Source organism: Morganella morganii, from assembly GCF_019242955.1.
Classification (GTDB): Bacteria; Pseudomonadota; Gammaproteobacteria; order Enterobacterales; family Enterobacteriaceae; genus Morganella; species Morganella sibonii.
In genome coordinates this window covers 3,233,169-3,253,751 of the sequence record NZ_CP066129.1, presented here as the reverse complement: position 1 = coordinate 3,253,751, position 20,583 = coordinate 3,233,169, and the positions used below count along the sequence as shown (strand labels likewise).

General features: G+C 51.5%; 14 protein-coding genes and 1 pseudogene. 11 read left to right on the top strand and 4 right to left on the bottom strand.

Features of this window, described 5'->3' with window-relative positions:
- Positions 1–107 precede the first annotated feature (107 nt).
- The 10 genes from apt to JC793_RS15355 all read left to right on the top strand — a co-directional run bounded on the left by apt (position 108) and on the right by JC793_RS15355 (position 11,266).
- On the top strand, positions 108–671 hold the full coding sequence (gene apt / locus JC793_RS15400) for an adenine phosphoribosyltransferase (protein ID WP_410795813.1): 564 nt from the start codon (positions 108–110) through the stop codon (positions 669–671).
- Between the two features lie 95 nt (positions 672–766).
- Positions 767–2,701, top strand: coding sequence for a DNA polymerase III subunit gamma/tau (gene dnaX, locus JC793_RS15395; protein WP_218426585.1), 1,935 nt, complete (start codon positions 767–769; stop codon positions 2,699–2,701).
- Between the two features lie 44 nt (positions 2,702–2,745).
- Entirely contained in the window at positions 2,746–3,075 is a 330-nt protein-coding gene (locus JC793_RS15390; protein WP_015422952.1) for a YbaB/EbfC family nucleoid-associated protein, read from the top strand.
- Positions 3,075–3,692 carry a recombination mediator RecR gene (gene recR, locus JC793_RS15385; protein ID WP_046893185.1) on the top strand — a complete coding sequence of 206 codons (618 nt, stop codon included), beginning with the start codon at positions 3,075–3,077 and terminating at the stop codon, positions 3,690–3,692. The genes JC793_RS15390 and recR overlap by 1 nt, the downstream gene beginning before the upstream one ends.
- Before the next feature lie 162 nt (positions 3,693–3,854).
- Positions 3,855–5,729, top strand: coding sequence for a molecular chaperone HtpG (gene htpG, locus JC793_RS15380; protein ID WP_046893186.1), 1,875 nt, complete (start codon positions 3,855–3,857; stop codon positions 5,727–5,729).
- 211 nt (positions 5,730–5,940) lie between these two features.
- On the top strand, positions 5,941–6,585 hold the full coding sequence (gene adk, locus JC793_RS15375) for an adenylate kinase (RefSeq protein ID WP_046893187.1): 645 nt from the start codon (positions 5,941–5,943) through the stop codon (positions 6,583–6,585).
- 715 nt (positions 6,586–7,300) lie between these two features.
- Entirely contained in the window at positions 7,301–8,257 is a 957-nt protein-coding gene (gene hemH, locus JC793_RS15370; RefSeq protein ID WP_218426584.1) for a ferrochelatase, read from the top strand.
- A gap of 198 nt (positions 8,258–8,455) precedes the next feature.
- On the top strand, positions 8,456–9,424 hold the full coding sequence (locus JC793_RS15365; RefSeq protein ID WP_247717265.1) for a Wzz/FepE/Etk N-terminal domain-containing protein: 969 nt from the start codon (positions 8,456–8,458) through the stop codon (positions 9,422–9,424).
- Between the two features lie 95 nt (positions 9,425–9,519).
- The gene (locus JC793_RS15360) at positions 9,520–10,830 is read left to right on the top strand and encodes an inosine/guanosine kinase (RefSeq protein ID WP_054423657.1); all 1,311 of its coding nucleotides are present in this window, start codon (positions 9,520–9,522) and stop codon (positions 10,828–10,830) included.
- Between the two features lie 223 nt (positions 10,831–11,053).
- Positions 11,054–11,266 carry a YdgH/BhsA/McbA family protein gene (locus JC793_RS15355; protein WP_046893191.1) on the top strand — a complete coding sequence of 71 codons (213 nt, stop codon included), beginning with the start codon at positions 11,054–11,056 and terminating at the stop codon, positions 11,264–11,266.
- Between the two features lie 876 nt (positions 11,267–12,142).
- On the opposite strand, the gene ybaL is transcribed toward JC793_RS15355, so the two are convergent.
- Positions 12,143–13,960, bottom strand: a complete 1,818-nt coding sequence (ybaL, locus tag JC793_RS15350; protein ID WP_166708455.1) for a YbaL family putative K(+) efflux transporter — start codon at positions 13,958–13,960, stop codon at positions 12,143–12,145.
- A gap of 606 nt (positions 13,961–14,566) precedes the next feature.
- Between ybaL and ushA the strand changes: the two genes are divergently transcribed.
- Complete coding sequence (gene ushA / locus JC793_RS15345) at positions 14,567–16,234, top strand: bifunctional UDP-sugar hydrolase/5'-nucleotidase UshA (protein ID WP_218426582.1); 1,668 nt, start codon at positions 14,567–14,569, stop codon at positions 16,232–16,234.
- A gap of 100 nt (positions 16,235–16,334) precedes the next feature.
- On the opposite strand, the gene ybaK is transcribed toward ushA, so the two are convergent.
- The 3 genes and pseudogenes from ybaK to copA form a co-directional block, all read right to left on the bottom strand.
- Entirely contained in the window at positions 16,335–16,814 is a 480-nt protein-coding gene (gene ybaK / locus JC793_RS15340; protein ID WP_218426581.1) for a Cys-tRNA(Pro)/Cys-tRNA(Cys) deacylase YbaK, read from the bottom strand.
- 51 nt (positions 16,815–16,865) lie between these two features.
- Positions 16,866–17,675: a TraB/GumN family protein gene (locus JC793_RS15335; protein WP_218426580.1), complete on the bottom strand. Its 810-nt coding sequence runs from the start codon at positions 17,673–17,675 to the stop codon at positions 16,866–16,868.
- 135 nt (positions 17,676–17,810) lie between these two features.
- Positions 17,811–20,548: pseudogene (gene copA, locus JC793_RS15330) on the bottom strand (copper-exporting P-type ATPase CopA).
- Positions 20,549–20,583: the final 35 nt, after the last annotated feature.

Sequence of the window (20,583 nt, the reverse complement as noted above, 5' to 3'; positions counted from 1 at the left end):
ATTTTTTAGTCTGTTTGATATAAAACAACAAATAATCGGCAAAGTCACGGGATACGGTTGCAATTTTCCCCTGATTTGCATAGATTCTGAGGTTTCGTGTTATCTCTATGGCACCTATTATGAGCGCAACTGCTGAACAACTGCAATTTATTAAAGAAAGTATCCGGACTATCCCTGACTATCCTAAGGAAGGGGTACTGTTTCGCGACATCACCACATTACTGGCTAATCCGGAAGCGTATCGTCTGACGATTGATATGCTGGTGGAGCATTTCGCAGACAAAGGGATCACCAAAGTCGTGGGCACTGAAGCCCGTGGATTCTTATTCGGCGCACCGGTTGCGTTACGTCTGGGTGTCGGCTTTGTGCCGGTCCGCAAAAAAGGGAAATTACCGTGTGATACCCTCAGCGAGACCTATGATCTGGAATACGGCACTGACACGCTGGAGATGCACAAAGACAGCATCAGCAGTGGTGACAGTGTGCTGGTTGTCGATGACCTGCTGGCCACCGGCGGCACCGTGAACGCAACTATCCGCCTGATCCGCCGCCTGGGCGGTGAAGTGCATGAAGCCGCCTTTATTATCGGCCTGCCGGATCTCGGCGGCGCCGAACGCCTTGAAGCGGAAGGTGTGCACAGCTTCTGCCTGCTGGAATATGCCGGCGGCTGAGTCTTTCCCCTGTATTAAACGCAAACTCAGCCTCGCCCATTGTGGTGAGGCTGTGGTAGCATGATGGAAAATCATGTTCACTCTCTGCGGAATCCATGAGCTATCAAGTCCTTGCCCGTAAGTGGCGACCACAAACATTTTCACAGGTTATCGGTCAGCAGCATGTTCTGACAGCGCTCGCAAACGGGCTGGAACATCAGCGGCTTCACCACGCCTATCTCTTTTCCGGCACCCGCGGGGTCGGAAAAACCACCCTTGCGCGCCTGTTTGCCAAAGGTCTTAACTGTGAGCAGGGCATCACCGCCACACCGTGCGGCAAATGCCAGAACTGCCTGGAAATTGAGCAGGGGCGGTTTGTTGATCTGATTGAGATCGATGCCGCGTCGCGCACCAAGGTGGAAGATACCCGTGAACTGCTGGATAACGTCCAGTACGCCCCGTCACGCGGGCGTTTCAAAGTTTATCTGATCGATGAAGTCCATATGCTCTCCCGTCACAGCTTTAATGCGCTGCTGAAAACCCTGGAAGAGCCGCCGGAGCACGTCAAATTCCTGCTGGCCACGACGGACCCGCAAAAACTGCCGGTGACAATTTTATCCCGCTGCTTACAGTTCCATCTTAAAGCGCTGGATGTGGATCAGATCAGTCAGCAGCTTGACACCATTCTGACTGCCGAACAGATTGAAAACGATGCCCGCGCACGGCTGTTACTGGCCCGTGCCGCTGACGGCAGTATGCGTGATGCGCTGAGTCTGGCGGATCAGGCGATTGCGCTCGGCGCCGGAAAAGTGACCACAGAGGTGGTCACGCAGATGCTCGGCACTCTCGACGACGAGCAGCCCCTGACTATCCTGGAAGCCCTGGTCAAAGGGGATGGCGTTCAGGTGATGAACGGCGTGAATGATGCCGCATCACGGGGCGCGGACTGGGATAATCTGCTGACAGAAATGCTGGCTGCGCTGCATAAAATTGCCATGCTGCAACTGCTGCCGGTACAGGAAAACAGTGCTGCCGGTGTGACAGAAGAGCGTCTGCGCATCCTGGCCCGGGCTATTGCCCCGGCGGATCTGCAACTCTATTATCAGACACTGCTGGTCGGCCGCAAAGAGCTGCCGTATACCCCGGACAGACGAATGGGCGCTGAAATGGCGCTGTTGCGCGCGCTGGCATTCCATCCGCGTAATGTGATTGATGAAGTGATCACCGCGCCGTCCGTGGCACCGGTTTCTTTACCGTCACAACCGCAGACACCGGAACCTGCCGCACCGGCCCGCAGCACACCGCCGCCGGTGATGTCACCGGAAACGGAGAACAGCCCGACTGCACAGTTGCTGAAAGCCCGTGATGCGCTGAACCGGCAGGAGACTCCGCCGTCAAAAAAGTCTGAGCCGGTTACCTTAACAGATAAGGTTAAACCGGCGAACTCAGCACTGGAGCGACTCGCTGCCGTGACTGAAAACCGCCGGGGGCATGTTGCGTCTGCACCGCAGCCGAAAGCATCCGGTAAACCGCAGCCGTACCAGTGGCGTCCGCAGAAACAGGATGAACCGGAAGAGAAAACCCCGGTTACACGGCCGAAAGATATCAAAAAAGCCCTTGAGCATGAAAAAACGCCGGAAGTGGCTGAAAAACTCGCTGTTGCTGCCCGTGAACGTGATGCATGGGCGGCAGATATTGATAAAATGCAGCTGCCGAAACTGGTGCAGCAGCTGGCACTGAATGCGGTGAAAGAGCAGACCGGCGAAGACAGTATCTGTCTGCATCTGCGCTCCTCCCAGCGCCACCTGAATTCAAAATCAGCACACAGTATGCTGAGTGATGCACTGAGTGAACTTTATGGTAAAGTTATCAGTCTCACTATTTGTGAAGATGATGATGTCAGCATAAAAACGCCGCTGGAATGGCGGCAGGCTATCTATGAAGAGATGCTGGCGCAGGCGCGTCAGTCCATTGTGACGGATAAAACCATTCAGACTCTGCTGACCTTTTTTGATGCGGAACTGGATGAAGAGAGTATCCGGCCTGTTTAACCACCTTGCGTTGGAATACGCAATTTAGTCAAAGAGAGAAAACTATGTTCGGTAAAGGCGGTTTGGGCAATCTCATGAAACAAGCCCAGCAAATGCAGGATAAGATGCAGCAGATGCAGGAAGAGATTGCAAATACGGAAGTCACCGGTGAATCCGGTGCGGGCCTGGTTAAAGTCACTATCAACGGCGCACATAACTGCCGCCGCGTGGAAATCGATCCAAGCCTGATGGAAGATGACAAAGAGATGCTCGAAGATCTGATTGCTGCCGCATTTAATGATGCCGCACGTCGTATCGACGAAACCCAGAAAGAAAAAATGGCGTCAGTATCCAGCGGAATGCAGCTGCCGCCGGGCTTTAAGATGCCGTTCTGATGCAAACCAGTCCGCTTCTTGAAGCACTGATGGACGCCCTGCGCTGTCTGCCGGGCGTCGGGCCGAAATCGGCCCAGCGTATGGCGTTTCAGCTGTTACAGCGTGACCGCAGCGGCGGCATGCGTCTGGCGCAGGCGCTGACCCGCGCGATGTCGGAAATCGGCCACTGCCGCGACTGCCGGACCTTTACCGAGCAGGAGCAGTGTACTATCTGTGCCAATCCGCGCCGTCAGCAGACCGGCCTTATCTGTGTGGTGGAAAGTCCTGCGGATATCCACGCTATCGAGCAGACAGGGCAGTTCTCCGGCCGTTACTTTGTGCTGATGGGACACCTGTCGCCGCTGGACGGTATCGGTCCTGCTGATATCGGGCTGGATAAACTGGAGGAGCGGCTGTCTCAGGAAACCCTCAATGAGGTGATCCTGGCGACCAATCCGACAGTGGAAGGGGAAGCGACGGCCAATTATATTGCGGAAATGTGCGCGCAGTATGATGTTTCAGCCAGCCGTATCGCTCACGGCGTACCGGTCGGGGGCGAACTGGAAATGGTGGATGGCACAACCTTGTCCCACTCCATCGCCGGACGTCAGAAAATCCGTTACAACAGCGATTACTGACGGCGGTTTCTGCCTGTTATCCGGACAGACGGCCTGCGCCGTCTGTCACTTTTCCTCAGAATTGTCACAAAAAATTCCCCGTTTGCCTTGAAAATCTGAAGACCGGCCCCACCTGATTTTTATCCTGTTTTTTTTCGTTGATAAGTCAGTCTGAGGTTATTCATGAGTCTGCAAGAACAAGAAACCCGTGGTTTTCAGTCAGAAGTAAAACAACTTCTGCAGTTAATGATCCACTCACTTTATTCCAACAAAGAAATTTTCCTGCGCGAGCTTATCTCCAACGCCTCTGATGCGGCCGATAAGCTGCGTTTCCGTGCCTTATCTGACAGTTCACTGTATGAAAACGATGGTGATCTGCATGTCCGTCTGTCCGCTGATAAAGAAAAGCGTACACTGACCATCAGTGATAACGGTATCGGGATGACCCGCGATGAAGTCATCGACAATCTGGGTACGATTGCCAAATCCGGCACCAAAGCATTCCTGGAATCACTCGGCTCTGACGCGGCAAAAGACAGCCAGCTGATCGGGCAGTTCGGGGTGGGGTTCTATTCCGCCTTTATCGTGGCGGACAAAGTCACTGTTATCACCCGTGCAGCGGGTGTGCCGTCTGACCAGGCGGTGTTCTGGGAGTCTGAAGGGGAAGGGGATTACTCTATCGCCAAAACCCATAAGGATTCACGCGGAACCGATATCACCCTGCATTTCCGTGAAGGGGAAGATGAGTTCCTGGATGACTGGCGTCTGCGCTCGGTTATCGGCAAGTATTCTGACCATATCGCGCTGCCGGTGGAAATCGAAAGCAAAAATGAAGAAGATGGTACTGTCATCTGGGAAAAAATCAACAAAGCTCAGGCACTGTGGACGCGCAATAAGAACGACATCAGTGATGAAGAATATAATGAGTTTTACAAGCATCTCTCCCATGATTTCGCTGATCCGCTGACATGGGCGCATAACCGCGTGGAAGGGAAGCAGGAGTACACCAGCCTGCTCTATATCCCGTCCGTGGCACCGTTTGACCTGTGGCACCGCGACCAGCGCCGCGGTCTGAGCCTGTATGTCCAGCGCGTCTTTATTATGGATGATGCGGAACAGTTCATGCCGAACTACCTGCGCTTTGTACGCGGTCTGATAGATTCGAATGATCTGCCGCTGAACGTCTCCCGTGAAATTTTACAGGACAGCGCTGTGACCCGCAGCCTGCGCAGTGCACTGACCAAACGTGTTCTGCAGATGCTGGAGAAACTGGCGAACAATGACGCTGAAAAATACCAGACTTTCTGGCAGCAGTTCGGTCTGGTTCTGAAAGAAGGCCCGGGTGAGGACAGCACCAATGCGGAACTGATCGCCAAACTGCTGCGTTTTGCCAGCACGAAAGAAGACAGCTCCGCACAGACCGTTTCCCTGGCGGATTATGTTTCCCGCATGGCGGAAGGTCAGGAAAAAATTTACTACATCACCGCAGACAGCTATGCAGCGGCGAAAAACAGCCCGCATCTGGAGTTATTCCGTAAGAAAGGCATTGAAGTACTGCTGCTCTCCGATCGTATCGATGAGTGGATGATGAATTACCTCAATGAATTTGATGGTAAAACCTTCCAGTCTGTCAGCAAGGCGGATGAATCGCTGGAAAAACTGGCGGATGAAGATCCGGCAGCGAAAGAAGAAGCAGACAAAGAGCTGGCGCCGTTTATTGATCGTGTGAAAACACTGCTCGGTGACCGTGTGAAAGAAGTGAAACTGACACACCGTCTGACGTCAACGCCGGCGATTGTGACCACTGATGCGGATGACATGAGTACGCAGATGGCGAAACTGTTCGCCGCAGCCGGTCAGCAGGCACCGGAAGTGAAATATAACTTTGAGCTGAACCCGGAGCATCCGCTGGTGAAACTGGCCGCAGATCAGCAGGACGAAAGCCGCTTTGCCGACTGGATCAATCTGCTGCTCGATCAGGCACTGTTTGTTGAACGCGGAACCCTGGAAGATCCGAACGAATTCGTTTCCCGGATGAATAGTCTGTTATTAGGCTAAAAACAGGCGTTCCCGCGCCGGGTGAGCGCAATCGCGCATAACCCGCTTAAAAACCACATGATTTCATGATAATCATGTGGTTTTTTCATTGAAATCAGTAAAAACGAACGGGAGAGTTTCCCCGCTTTTCTTGAGTCCATACCCTGACAAATGGTATGGTAGCTTGTTTTTATCCGAATTATAAAAAAGCAACCAGCAAGGGGTTTACGCAATGCGTATTATTCTGCTCGGCGCTCCGGGCGCCGGTAAAGGGACTCAGGCTCAGTTTATCATGGAAAAATACGGGATCCCTCAGATCTCGACGGGTGACATGCTGCGTGCAGCAGTGAAATCCGGCAGTGAATTGGGTCTCCAGGCAAAAGAACTGATGGACAACGGCAAATTAGTGACTGACGCATTAGTTATCGCACTGGTTAAAGAGCGCATCAAACAGGATGACTGCCGTAACGGCTTCCTGCTGGACGGGTTCCCGCGTACCATTCCGCAGGCAGATGCAATGAAAGAAGCCGGTATCACCGTTGATTTCGTTCTGGAATTCGATGTTCCGGATGACATTATCGTTGACCGTATTATCGGCCGCCGCGTGCACGCAGGCTCAGGCCGTGTGTATCATGTAAAATACAATCCGCCGAAGACAGAAAATAAAGACGACGTGACCGGTGAAGAACTGACCATCCGCAAAGATGATCAGGAAGAAACCGTCCGTAAGCGTCTGGTGGAATACCATCAGCTGACTGCACCACTGATTGAGTACTATCAGAAAGAAGCTCAGATGAGTGACGTGAAATACAACCGTATTGACGGCACCCGTCCGGTAAGCGAAGTCAGTCAGGAATTAGCCCGTATCCTGGGTTAATCCGGCACTTATTTCTGTCAGGCAGCCAAACGGCTGCCTTTTTTTATCCTGATCTGCGGCACACCGTGAGCATACATCAGTATGTGACCGGGGTGACAGAGAGCAGCCAACGAACCTGCGGGTGTAAGAATGAAGGACGATGTTCAAAATCATTTTGTTTGCAGGCAGGCGGCAAACGAGGGCACACCGTGAGCATACATCAGTATGTGACCGGGGTGACAGAGAGCAGCCGGTGAACCTGCGGATGTAAGGATGAAGGACGGTGTTCAAAATCATTTTGTTTGCAGGCAGGCGGCAAACGAAGGCACACGGGAGCATACATCAGTATGTGACCGGGGTGACAGAGAGCAGCCAACGAACCTGCGGATGTAAGGATGAAGGACGGTGTTCAAAATCATTTTGTTTGCAGGCAGGCGGCAAACGAAGGCACACCGTGAGCATACATCAGTATGTGACCGGGGTGACAGAGAGCAGCCGGTGAACCTGCGGGTGTAAGGATGAAGGACGGTGTTCAAAATCATTTTGTTTGCAGGCAGGCGGCAAACGAAGGCACACCGGGAGCATACATCAGTATGTGACCGGGGTGACAGAGAGCAGCCAACGAACCTGCGGACAAAAGGATGAAGAACATGAAGAACATGGCAGAAAAGAATAAGAATCATTACTGACAATACATTACCCTGACAATCATTCTAGTTGCTGACAGGATTTTCTGATGACAAATCAACACAAACGCGGCGTTTTACTGGTTAACTTAGGCACTCCGGATGCGCCGGAAACCCCGGCGGTAAAACGCTATCTGAAGCAGTTCCTGAGTGACCCGCGTGTGGTGGATGTCTCTCCGCTGCTCTGGCAGTGTATTTTACGCGGCATTGTGCTGCCGTTCCGTTCACCGCGTGTGGCAAAGCTGTATCAGTCGATCTGGATGGAGGAGGGCTCTCCTCTGCTGGTGTACAGCCGCCGTCAGCAGGCAGCACTGGCCGCACAGCTGCCGGGTACACCGGTGGCGCTGGGAATGAGCTATGGTTCGCCATCGCTGGAATCCGCTGTTGATACTCTGCTGGAGCAGGGCGTGACGCATCTGGATGTCCTGCCGCTGTATCCGCAGTATTCCTGCTCAACCACCGGTGCGGTGTTTGACGGGCTGGCAGATATCTTTAAACGCCGCCGGACCTTTCCGTCACTCAATTTTATCCGCAGTTATGCGACGCATCCGCTCTATATTGAGGCGCTGGCACAATCGGCGGAGGCGGCTTTTGCGGAGCACGGGGAGCCGGACCGGCTGATCTTGTCCTATCACGGTATTCCTGTCCGCTATGCGGAAGAGGGGGATATTTATCCGGCAGAATGTGAGGCAACAACGGCATTACTGCGGGAGCGGCTCCGTTTCCCGGCTGAACATATCATGCACACTTATCAATCCCGCTTTGGCCGGGAGCCGTGGCTGACGCCTTATACGGATGAAACAATGAAGGGATTACCCTTAGGAGGAGTAAGGTCTGTTCAGGTGATGTGTCCGGGATTTTCGGCTGACTGCCTTGAGACATTAGAAGAGATTAAGGAACAGAATAAAGGGTTATTTTTATCTTCCGGAGGGGAGGAATATCATTACATTGAATCGCTGAATGATGATGATATTCATATAAAACTATTACACGAGCTGGTAGGCTAGTTTTTTTGCGTTCCAATCTGGAATAGTCCGAAATATACCACTGTTATGCGTAGAATTTTAAGGAATTAATGTTAACATTAAACATGTAACAATTAATTGGCTTAAAATTGACAGATATTATTGCTGATTTTAAGTGAAATTTGATATTTCATCGCAAACAGAACGGGTGCTATGGACATGGTGAGTGAGAAGGGTTCAGTGAACCTTAATAATGACGAGATCGATATTATTGATCTTCTGAAACTGTTATACCGCTATAAAGTTTTTATCGTCATTGTGACCGTATTGTTCGCCGCAGCCGGTTTTGGTGTCTCCAAAATACTGCCGCAAAAGTGGACCAGTACTGCGGAAGTGACGGCAACAGAGCTGCGTGATATGCCTGAGCTGAATAAAATTCGCTTGCAGATGAACGCACTCAATGTGTCAGCCGTCTCGGATCTGCCTGCGGCGTTCAATGTTTTCAGTACTGTCTGGCAGGCACCGTCAGTACAGAAATCATTTCTGAGCTTACCGGGCGATACCGCGGCTTCCGGTACTTTTGGTTTTAAAAAGACCGATGGCGATATCCTGAAACCGGCCACTGCCGAGGTGACGTTCACTGCGGCTGATCCGCAGACAGCGCAGCGGATGTTATCGGATTATCTCGATTACACCGCGCAATACAGCCAGAACGTCATGCAGATGCAGTTACAGGAAAACCTGGCTGCTGCACTGAGTGCCGGTCAGAGCCAGTATAGTGTGGCGCTGGTCAAAGCAGAGCATCAGCGTGAACAGACTCTGGCTTACCTGGAAGCGGCAGAACGCATTGCACCGGCGACAGCATCTGTTCCGCCTCAGAATCCGGAAGCTGATCCGGTTGCGGCTTACAGTGCGATGGGCCGCCCTGCAATTATGCAGATGACAAATTCACTGAAAGCATTAGATTTACCGGCGGTGGATGCAGATCTTCTGGACAGAGCCTATACACTGAAGAGTATCAAAAGCATCGCGCCGTTCTCTGTGGATATTGTTCCGTTTACCGTGACCGAATCCCCGGCTCTGCCGGTGGTGAAAGACGGCCCCGGTGCTAAAATGTATCTTATTGCATCTGCCTTTTTAGGGTTTATCCTCTCTGTGATGGCAGTTTTTGCATGGAATATGTTTGTTAACAGAAAAAAATCAGCATAGTTTCCGGTTGAGCGGGCATTAAGGGTTCTGTCCGCTCACATTCTCTTTTTGGTTATGATAAAATACGGCATCTTTTTTTCCGGCCATGAACCTTTATGAAATTCCCCGGCAGACGCAAATCCAAACACTACTTCCCGGTCAGCCTGCGTGACCCGTTATTACAGCCCGTCCAGCTGATGAAAGATGATGAAAATACCCGCGCATATATCGTCGGTATTGATCAGACGCTGGTGGATATTGAAGCCAATGTGGATGATGATTTTATCCGCCGTTATCAGCTCAGCCGCGGGCATTCGCTGGTTATTGAGGATGATGTGGCTGAAGAGCTGTATCGTGAGCTGATTGAGCGCTCGCTGATCACCCATGAATTTGCCGGCGGCACCATCGGAAATACCCTTCATAATTACTCAGTACTGGCTGATGACCGTTCCGTACTGCTGGGCACGATGTGTAATAATATCCGGATTGGCAGTTATGCCTATTATTATCTGTGCAATACATCCAGCCGCATGGATCTCAATTATTTGCAGGGTGTTGACGGCCCGATTGGCCGCTGTTTCACCCTGATCAGTGAAAACGGTGAGCGGACATTTGCCATCAGCCCCGGGCTGATGAACCAGCTGCGTCCGGAAAGCATTCCGGAAGAGATTATTGCGGAAGCCTCCGCACTGGTGCTGACCGCCTATCTGGTGCGCTGCAAACCGGGCGAACCGATGCCGGATGCCACCATGAAAGCTATTGAGTACGCCAAAAAACATGATGTGCCGGTGATCCTGACACTGGGAACCAAACATGTGATCGCGGAAGATCCGCAGTGGTGGTGTGATTTCCTCGCAGAAAACATTTCTGTGCTGGCAATGAATGAAGAAGAGGCGCTGGCACTGACCGGCTTTACCGATCCGCTGCTGGCATCAGATAAAGCGCTGGACTGGGTGGATCTGGTATTGTGTACCGCAGGCCCTGCCGGTTTATATATGGCGGGTTATTCAGAAAAAGAATTTATGCGCGAAACCACCCACCCGTTATTGCCGGGGGCGCTGGCCGAATTTAACCGTTATGAATTCAGCCGTGCAATGCGCCGGAAAGATTGTCAGGACGCCGCACGGGTCTATTCCCATATCGAACCGTATATGGGCGGTCCGGACAAGATTATGAACACCAACGGTGCCGGTGATGGTGCATTATCTGCCTTACTGCATGATATTACGGCTAACAGCTATCACCGGATGAATATCCCGAACTCCAGTAAGCATCAGCGCCGCTATCTGACATACTCCTCACTGGCTCAGATCTGCAAATATGCCAACCGTGTCAGCTATCAGGTACTGATCCAGCACTCACCGCGTCTGACCAAAGGATTACCGGACCGGGAAGATAGCCTGGAAGAGTCATACTGGGAACGCTGATAACAACAACTGACAGATAATCGCCGGAATTTTCCGGCGTTTTTTATGGGCAATAACAAATAATCCGTGTTACACATCGGCATCATCAACTTTACTGATGAAGTTGAGGTGAAAAATTCGCTTTAACCTCAGGTTATGTTGAGGTTTAAGCTTTGGTCATTCCCGGCAAGAGAGGCTTGCCAGATGAAATATACCCCTTATTGAATGTAACAAGGAAATGACCATGAATACTGTAAAAACACTGATTACTGCTTCTGCTCTGACACTGTTTTCCTTTGCGGCTTCTGCTGAATCCGTCTCTGTCACCAGTGACACACTGACATCAGCTGAAGCAAAAATTGCTGAGAAAGCACAGGAAAGCGGAGCTTCCGGTTATACCATCACCAGTGCCCGTACGACTGATAATGTGATTATGACGGCAGAGCTGCACAAATAATGGCATTCAGTGACTGAGTACCTGTTTATTATCCTCTGATATAAATCCTGCCCCGGCAGGATTTTTTATATACACATAAAAAAGCCCGGTCAGACGGGGCTTATAGCTGATGCTTAGTTCTGCGAATTAAAATAATTTCTGTACATTTCCATCTGCTCAGGTGTTATGCTTAGCTAATAATTTCATATTATTTAATCCTTTTTACAGAATCTGATACCCATAGTGAGATCAGATTAATAACACTCCCTGTAATAACCGAGATAGAATAATTAATATCTGTGTGAAATGAAAAGTTAAAATATATCTCTTTTAATACACTTGCCTTTAAAAGAGGAAACAATGTAACAAATAGCGTTGATACAATTACAGATATAATAACTCTATTTATTATTTTTTGTTTTAGTATTATCTTTCTGAAATATATGATATTCACAAAACTCAGTAGCACTGCAATAAAATACTGGCCAGAATCAGGCATAGTGCCTCCTCAGGAGCAAGGTGGTAACGATTTTTTATGGTGTGCATTTCTCAAAACTCATGACGATGACAGATATTATTATATTTTCACCTGATGGGGTACTGACTATTCTCAGGTAATTTAATGAAGTTAATAATTGCTGTTTTAATTATTAATTAAAATATAACAAATATCGTAAAGTAATATGATGGAATCAATTTTATCCGGTGTTTATATTATATTTCCCGTACGACTGATAATGTGATTATGACGGCAGAGCTGCACAAATAATGGCGTTCAGTGACTGAGTATCTGTTTATTATCTTTTGATATAAATCCTGCTCCGGCAGGATTTTTTATATTTATATAAAAAAGCCCGGTTTGCTGACCGGGCTTGTATTTCAGCAGGTTAAAACAGATTATGCCGACGGATGCGGGTTCTGATTCTCCGGAGTGGCATCTGTTTCCGGTTTGCGCAGCATATCATGCAGTGAGCGGCCTTCCGTTTCTGTTTCCGGCGCAGTTTCTGCCACCGGATTGATACTGACCGGGCAGCCGAATTCATGGTCGGTCTGATTTTCCGCCAGCAGTGTGCTCATCGCACGGGCGATTTCAAACTCACCAATCACCACACGGTTTGCACCGCGCTCCATAATATAGGTACGCTCGTCGTCATAATGCGCGCGGACAATAATTGTCATATGTGCGTTCATGGCGCGGGCTTTGGCCACAATCTCACCGGCTTCATAGCCGTTCGGAATTGTCAGCAGCAAGGAACTGGCACAATCGGCGCGGGCGAGTTCCAGTACATCCTGTGCCACCGCATTCCCCATCACGGAAGGGTAACCGCGTTCAGCCAGCTCTTCAAAACGGGCGCGGGTATCCTCCACCACCACAACCGGATACCCTTTATTATGCAGCTTATCCGCCAGCATCGCACCGACACGGCCATAACCGACAACAATGGTATGTCCGCAGATATTGACCGGCACCTGAGTGATCTCTTCCAGCGTTTCTTCTTCCTGCTGCTCTTCCGGCGTTTCGGTTTTTTCCAGATAACGGTCGAGCAGGGTGAACAGTACCGGGTTGAGCATGATAGAGACTATCGCACCGGCCAGGATCAGGTCATTGGCCTGGCGGTTGAGAACCTCCAGCGTGACGCCCATTCCGGCGAGGATAAAGGCGAACTCCCCGATTTGCGCAAGGCTGACGGCAACAGTCAGGGCTGTCCGCCGGTTATGGCCGAACATCCTCACCAGCAGCAGAGCGGCAGCAGATTTACCGATGATAATAATCGCCAGCACACCCAGTACGCCGAGCGGGTGGTTGATCAGCACCATCGGGTCAAACAGCATCCCGACAGAGACAAAGAACAGCACTGCGAAGGCATCACGCAGCGGCAGAGTGTCCTGTGCGGCCCGGTGGCTGAGTTCTGACTCATTGAGCACCATACCGGCAAAGAATGCACCGAGAGCAAACGAGGCATCAAACAGCGCAACGGCGGCATAAGCAATACCCAGTGCCAGCACCAGTACCGCCAGGGTAAACAGCTCCCGTGAACCGGTGGCCGCTGTTCTGGCGAGCAACCACGGGATCACGCGGCGGCCGATAAAAATCATAATCAGGATAAATGCCACTACTTTACCGATAGTGACGGCAAGGCTCATCAGCAGTTCTGATGTGCTGGCACTGGCTTCCGGATTATTGATGATAGAGGCCGCTGCGGGTAACAGCACCAGGGTTAATACCATGGCGAGATCTTCCACAATCAGCCAGCCGATAGCTATCTGACCGCGCTGGCTCTCTATCAGTTGCCGCTCTTCCAGGGCGCGCAGCAGCACCACGGTACTCGCTGTGGATAAGCTCAGACCAAATACGATCCCGGTAAATAATCCCCAGCCGAACAGACTGGAAAGGCCGAGACCCAGAATAGTGGCGACAGCTATCTGACAGATAGCGCCGGGAATAGCGATATTTTTAACCGCCAGCAGATCTTTCAGTGAAAAATGAAGCCCGACCCCGAACATCAGCAGAATAACCCCGATTTCTGCCAGTTCCGGTGCCAGAGAGGCATCGGCAACAAATCCCGGGGTAAAAGGACCCGCTAACACACCCGCCGCCAGATAACCCACTAACGGGGAAATCTTTAACCGCTGCGCTAACATACCAAGTAAATAAGCGAGAACGAGACCGCCAACAATAGTTGTGATAAGAGGCGTTGAGTGCACTTTTTTCATTCTCCTTTTGATTAGTGGTGTGAACGGATGTTGGTTAGCTATAAATATAATACATGTTTTCGTGACATAAATCGCGTTAAAAATATAACTGATTATGTAAAAAACGGCATTTGGCAGTTGATAATGTGAAATGCCGGTTGTTTTTAGATTATTCTCCGCATCCGGTCATATGTTCTCACCTGAATCGATTTTGTTTTGTGTTTTCTTTGTCGTTATTTAACAAATGATTGAGTGTGTTTAATCTGTTTTTGATGCCGATTTTGCGGTATCTGTAAAATTGACCAGAAAATTACGTGTTTAACCGTGGTGTTTATACCGGTAATCGCATCATAATGTCCGGGGAGAATAAAATAACAGCACCTGAGTACGGATAAGAAACGCCCGATTTAATTTGGTTGAATATTGATATTTAACGATTTTTTAAGGATGTGTTATCGCATTCGTGCGGCTGAAATAAATGACAAAACATTGAGTGATGTCTCATTTTTTTGCTGTATTTATCATATCTGGTGTAAAAATTTGTGAATTTTCATCATACTTTCAGCAGAACACCGGCGGGAGCAGCTTCTGTACCGGTATCATCATTCAGACATACAGGGAATGACCATGACATTCAGACTGAAAACCGCAGCCTGCGCGCTGGCGGTATCCGCAGTTCTTTTTCCGGCGCTGGCGAATGCCTGGGAAAAAGATAAAACCTACGACATCACTATTCTGCACACTAATGATCACCATGGTCATTTCTGGCAGAACGATCACGGCGAATATGGTTTATCCGCCCAGAAAACTCTGGTGGACGGCATCCGTAAAGAGGTGGAAGAGAAAGGCGGATCACTGTTGCTGCTCTCCGGCGGCGATATTAACACCGGCGTGCCGGAATCTGATTTACAGAATGCCGAGCCGGATTTCAAAGGAATGAACCTGGTCGGTTACGACGCAATGGCGCTGGGAAATCACGAGTTTGATAATCCGCTTGAAACATTGCGTATTCAGGAAAAATGGGCCACGTTCCCGTTCCTGTCCGCCAATATTTATAAGAAAAGCACCGGTGAACGTCTGTTTAAACCGTATGCGGTGTTTGACAAACAAGGTGTGAAAATCGCGGTGATTGGTCTGACAACGGACGATACGGCGAAAATCGGTAATCCGGGTAATTTCCCGGATACGGAATTCCGCGTCCCGGCAGAAGAAGCGAAAAAAGTGGTTGAAATACTGCGTGAAACCGAGAAACCGGACATTATTATCGCTGCTACCCATATGGGTCACTACGATGACAGCAATCACGGCTCCAATGCCCCGGGCGATGTCGAAATGGCACGCAGTCTGCCGGCCGGTTATCTGGATATGATTGTGGGTGGTCACTCACAGGACCCGGTCTGTATGCAGCCGGAAAATAAAAATTACAAAATTGCCGATTACGTTCCCGGCACACCGTGTGCGCCGGATAACCAGAACGGCACCTGGATTGTACAGGCACATGAATGGGGTAAATATGTGGGACGGGCAGATTTTCAGTTCCGCAACGGTGAATTCAAGCTGAAGCACTATCAGCTTATCCCGGTGAATCTGAAGAAGAAAGTCACCAAAGAGGACGGAACATCTGAGCGGGTGTATTACACCAGTGAAATTACCGAAAACCCCGACATGCTGAAACTGCTGACACCGTATCAGGAAAAGGGCAATGAGCAGCTTAATATTAAAGTCGGGTCGGTTGACAGTAAACTGGAAGGTGACCGCAGCAAAGTCCGTTTTGAACAGACCAGCATGGGACATCTGCTGTTGTCCGCACAAAAAGAGCGGGCGAATGCCGATTTTGCCATCATGAGCGGCGGTGGTGTGCGTGATTCTATCGAGCCGGGTGATATTACCTATAAACATGTGCTGAAAGTACAGCCGTTTGCCAATGAACTGGTGTATGTCGATTTCAAAGGCAGCGAAGTACTGCCGTATCTGACCGCCGTCGCCAATATGAAAACTGATTCAGGGGCTTACGCGCAGTTTTATAATGTGGGACTGACACTGAATAAAGACGGCTCGGTGAGTGATGTGACGATTGACGGCAAACCGCTGGATCCGGCAAAAACCTACCGTATGGCGACACTGAACTTCAATGCGATCGGCGGGGATGGTTATCCGAAAATTGATACGCATCCGGGCTATGTGAGTACCGGCTTTGTCGATGCAGAAGTGCTGAAAGGCTATATCGAAGCCCATTCTCCGCTGAAAGCGGCAGATTATGAACCGAAAGGCGAGATTATCTACAAAAACAAATAATTGTTTATGACGGCCTTAAAAAACCGGGATGTGAAGTGAATCCCGGTTTTTTATTGTACACAAACCTCCCGGCCGGACCGGAGGATATTTATCCGGTATATCAGTCCCGTTTCGCTACCGGGGCAAATTTCCCGTCCAGTACTTTCGCCAGATCCTGCGGTGCCAGTTCGATATCCAGGCCGCGTTTGCCGCCGGAAACAAACATGGTGGCAAATTCCTGTGCGCCCTCATCAATCAGGGTCGGCAGGCGTTTTTTCTGTCCCAGCGGGCTGATCCCGCCCACCAGATAACCGGTGACTTTCTGTGCATTCACCGGGTCGGCCATTTCCGCTTTCTTCACACCAAGGGCTTTGGCCACCGCTTTTAAATCAAGCTGTTCTGATACCGGGGTGACGGCCACGGCGAGGTGTTTATTATCGCCGTTAAGCGCCACCAGCAGGGTTTTATATACCTGACGGGCATCGAGATTGAGTTTGCGGACCGCTTCATCACCGAAATTATGATCATTCGGATCATGTTCGTACGGATGGAGGGTGAATGAAATCCGGTTTTTTTCCAGAAGTTTTACAGCCGGTGTCATAGGTCTTTCCTTGCAGATAATTCAGACGGCAGTGTCACAAGGCCTGCCAGTTTAACACAAAATGGACGGCAGATTATGGTCGCCGTAAAGATGCAGCGCACCGACCGCCACCACATAATTGCCGGGCGGTAATTGTGTCAGCCGCGCTTTCCAGGCGTCGTTGCGGCTGATCATCAGATGCTGATACGTCTGCTCGCTGAAGGTGGCAGGCAGCGGCTGCGCGAGTTTTTCCGGCCGGTAATCCAGCCACCAGCCGAGCATAATCTGCAGTGCCCGTGCGTTGTCATGCCAGTAGGCCAGCGTATCTTCCAGCAGACTCAGCCCTTCGTCCGGGAAATCCAGCAGCATCTGCATCTGCGCTTGTGTACCCTCCAGCTCAAAAACAGGGATATTCTGCCCGTGAGCGGCATTGAGCATCTGATAGTCAATCCCGTAATGCGGCCGCAGCCCTAGACTTTGTGCCTGGGCTGACTGAAGGATTAGGGCAACCTGCCAGGCGGGCAGGGTATCAAGGGTCTGCACCGGCTGGCGCTGTTCCTCACAGTACCGGCGGTAGTCGTCCCTCAGGTGCTCCGGTAAGCGCTCACTTACCGGCAGACGCGGATGCTCCGGGTCCTGTCCGGGGAACGGTGGTGCCGGACGGGTGATATCAGCTTCCACAATCAGGCCGTCGGCGCGGTTGATTCTTTCCAGCAGCGGGCCGGGCAGCGGATACATCGTTTCCGAACCCATATGAATACTGCCGACCAGGTGCAGAGAGATATCCCCGGGGAGTGTAAGGTCGATAGAGGGCCAGGTGCAGCCACCCTGCGGATCAGGCGGGATAAGGTAATCTTTCAGCCGGCGGAACAGTGTTTTCATGACGACTCCTGTCGTGAAACGATACACTAGTTGACTGCAACCGCATGTTTTTTTCAACCCTGTTACGTAAGATCCGGTTAATCAGTAAGAAAAAAATAAGGGAGCGAAGTATTCGCTCCCTTATCAGGTCAGTGATTAATCTTTTGGTTTAAAGCGTAACAGCCGGTTGGCGTTGCTGACCACGGTAATGGATGACAGCGCCATAGCTGCTCCTGCCACGACCGGGTTGAGCAGGGTGCCGGTGAACGGGAACAGCACCCCGGCAGCAATCGGTATCCCGAGAGTGTTATAAATAAAGGCACCCAGCAGGTTCTGCTTCATGTTACGCAGTGTCCCTTTCGAAATTGCCACGGCATCGGCCACACCATGCAGGCTGTGACGCATCAGGGTGATAGCCGCGGTTTCGATGGCGATATCACTGCCGCCGCCCATGGCGATCCCCACATCGGCCCGTGCCAGCGCCGGTGCATCGTTGATACCATCGCCGACCATCGCGACACGGCGTCCGGCCTGCTGCAATTTTTCAATGGCAGCGGCTTTACCGTCGGGCAGCACACCGGCGATCACTTCATCAATCCCGGCTTCTTTAGCGATAGCTCGTGCGGTCACTTCATTATCGCCGGTCAGCATCACCAGGCGGTATCCCTGTTTGTGCAGACGCGCCAGCGCACTGACACTGTCCTCACGCAGCGGATCACGGATGGAAAGTATTGCCGCGATTTTGCCGTCAACCGCCAGCATCACCGGGGTCACGCCTTTACCGGCCTGTGACTGCACCAATGCATCCGCTTCGCCGGCAGTGCTGATATTTTGTGCCTGCATCAGCGCATGGTTACCCAGCAGCAGTGTCCGGTTTTCAGACTCCCCGCTGATCCCCATACCGGCCAGAGTACGGAACTGCGTGACAGACGGCAGTGTCAGATCTTTTGCCCGTTCAGTAATGGCGCGGGCCAGCGGGTGATTAGAACCGCTTTCCAGCGCTGCCGCGAGACGCAGAACATCATCGTCACTGAATCCGTTGAAGGTGTGGATCTCCGTTACCTGCGGCATACCTTCGGTCAGTGTTCCGGTTTTGTCGAAAACAATGGTGTCCAGGGTGCTTGCCTGCTGTAATGCATCCGCATCCCGCACCAGTACACCAAACTCAGCGGCGCGTCCGACACCGGAAATAATCGACATCGGTGTTGCCAGCCCCAGTGCACACGGACAGGCGATAATCAGTACCGTGGTAATAATTACCAGCGCATAGGTTATCTGCGGTGCCGGACCGAAGAAATACCAGACGGCACCGGCGATCAGAGCGATAACCACCACAACCGGTACAAAGACAGCTGAGATTTTATCGGCCAGCTGACCGATTTCCGGTTTGCTGCTCTGTGCCTGGCGCACCAGTTTAATGATGCGGGCCAGCGTGGTTTTGCTGCCGACAGCGGCGGCACGGAACAATACAGTTCCGTCCTGTACCGTAGTCCCGGCGGAAACAGTATCACCGGTAGTTTTCTGCTGCGGGATCGGTTCCCCGGTCAGCATCGCCTCATCCATCCACACTTCACCCTGTGTGATCTCACCATCGACCGGCACGCGGTCACCGGTGGTCAGGCGCAGGATCATACCCGGCTGCACATCCGCCAGCGGTACATCTTTTTCACCTTCCGGTGTTACCACACGTGCGGTCGGCGGTGTCAGATCCAGCAGACGCTCCAGTGCTTTTGATGAGCGCTGACGGGCGCGCTGCTCCAGCATATGACCCAGGTTTATCAGACCGATGATCATGGCACTGGCCTCATAATAGAGGTGACGCGCCTGCGGCGGAAACACGTCCGGCCAGAGGTTTACCGTGATGGAATAGAGCCACGCGGCACCGGTGCCGAGCGCCACCAGAGTATCCATCGTCGCACTGCCGTTTTTCAGGGATTGCCAGGCGCTGCGGTAGAAATGCCCGCCCGCCAGAATCATCACGGCCAGGGTGACGATCCCGATAGTCAGCCAGATATTGTTATTCGCCGGGGTCAGCATCATATTGTCGCCGATCATTCCCCAGATCATCACCGGAATACCGACAGCCAGCGCCAGTGCAGCCTGCCAGCGGAACCGTTTCATATTGGCGACAGCAACTTCCTGCTGACGCTCACGGCGTTTGGCATCATCCTGAATCAGCTCCGCACCGTAACCGGCTTTCTCCACGGCGGCGATCAGCGCATCCGCAGAGGCGTGACCGGTGACCAGCGCACTGCGCTCCGCGAGGTTAACACGGGCGTTCTCCACGCCGTCCACACTGAGCAGCGCTTTGTGTACTTTGCTGACGCAGCTTGCACAGGTCATGCCGTCGAGCAGGAAGGAGAGACTGTCGTCATCTTCCTCTATCTCAGGCATTGCAGGGGTGTTATCCGGTGTGGCCGGAATATCGCAGTGCTCCGCTGCCGCTGGCTCAGTCTGAGGCAACGTCAGCGGTTCAGATTTTGGGGACGGGGTTTCTCCCGCCACTGCCGCCTGATAACCGGCGGCTTCCACCGCGCTGATTAAGGTTTGTGCATCAGCCTTGCCGTACACTTTTGCTTCTTTGGTATCAACCACCGCAGCAGCAACACCCTCAACCGCTTCTAATGCACTTTGCGTTTTCGCGGCACATTTCATACAATTCAGCCGGGAAGCTGTAAAATTGTACCGGGCTTGTCTGCAATCTGTGCTTCATAACCGGCTTCTTCGATAGTTTTGATAAGGGATTGCGCATCCGCATCGCCGGTCACTTTGGCGAAATCAAGGGTGACCACCGCAGATTCAACATCCGGACGGGCGTCGAGTGCTTTTTTGACACTGCCGGTGCAATGTCCGCAGGACAGCCCCTGCAGCGCAAGAATAGTTGTATTTGCCATACTTTTTTTCCTTACATGTTTCGCATCATCACGCC

Bases quoted from the DNA above. Each gene is read 5' to 3' on its own strand.
- apt (WP_410795813.1), top strand. From the start codon at position 108: ATGGCACCTATTATGAGCGCAACTGCTGAACAACTGCAATTTATTAAA.
- dnaX (WP_218426585.1), top strand. From the start codon at position 767: ATGAGCTATCAAGTCCTTGCCCGTAAGTGGCGACCACAAACATTTTCA.
- JC793_RS15390 (WP_015422952.1), top strand. From the start codon at position 2,746: ATGTTCGGTAAAGGCGGTTTGGGCAATCTCATGAAACAAGCCCAGCAA.
- recR (WP_046893185.1), top strand. From the start codon at position 3,075: ATGCAAACCAGTCCGCTTCTTGAAGCACTGATGGACGCCCTGCGCTGT.
- htpG (WP_046893186.1), top strand. From the start codon at position 3,855: ATGAGTCTGCAAGAACAAGAAACCCGTGGTTTTCAGTCAGAAGTAAAA.
- adk (WP_046893187.1), top strand. From the start codon at position 5,941: ATGCGTATTATTCTGCTCGGCGCTCCGGGCGCCGGTAAAGGGACTCAG.
- hemH (WP_218426584.1), top strand. From the start codon at position 7,301: ATGACAAATCAACACAAACGCGGCGTTTTACTGGTTAACTTAGGCACT.
- JC793_RS15360 (WP_054423657.1), top strand. From the start codon at position 9,520: ATGAAATTCCCCGGCAGACGCAAATCCAAACACTACTTCCCGGTCAGC.
- JC793_RS15355 (WP_046893191.1), top strand. From the start codon at position 11,054: ATGAATACTGTAAAAACACTGATTACTGCTTCTGCTCTGACACTGTTT.
- ybaL (WP_166708455.1), bottom strand. From the start codon at position 13,960: ATGAAAAAAGTGCACTCAACGCCTCTTATCACAACTATTGTTGGCGGT.
- ushA (WP_218426582.1), top strand. From the start codon at position 14,567: ATGACATTCAGACTGAAAACCGCAGCCTGCGCGCTGGCGGTATCCGCA.
- ybaK (WP_218426581.1), bottom strand. From the start codon at position 16,814: ATGACACCGGCTGTAAAACTTCTGGAAAAAAACCGGATTTCATTCACC.
- JC793_RS15335 (WP_218426580.1), bottom strand. From the start codon at position 17,675: ATGAAAACACTGTTCCGCCGGCTGAAAGATTACCTTATCCCGCCTGAT.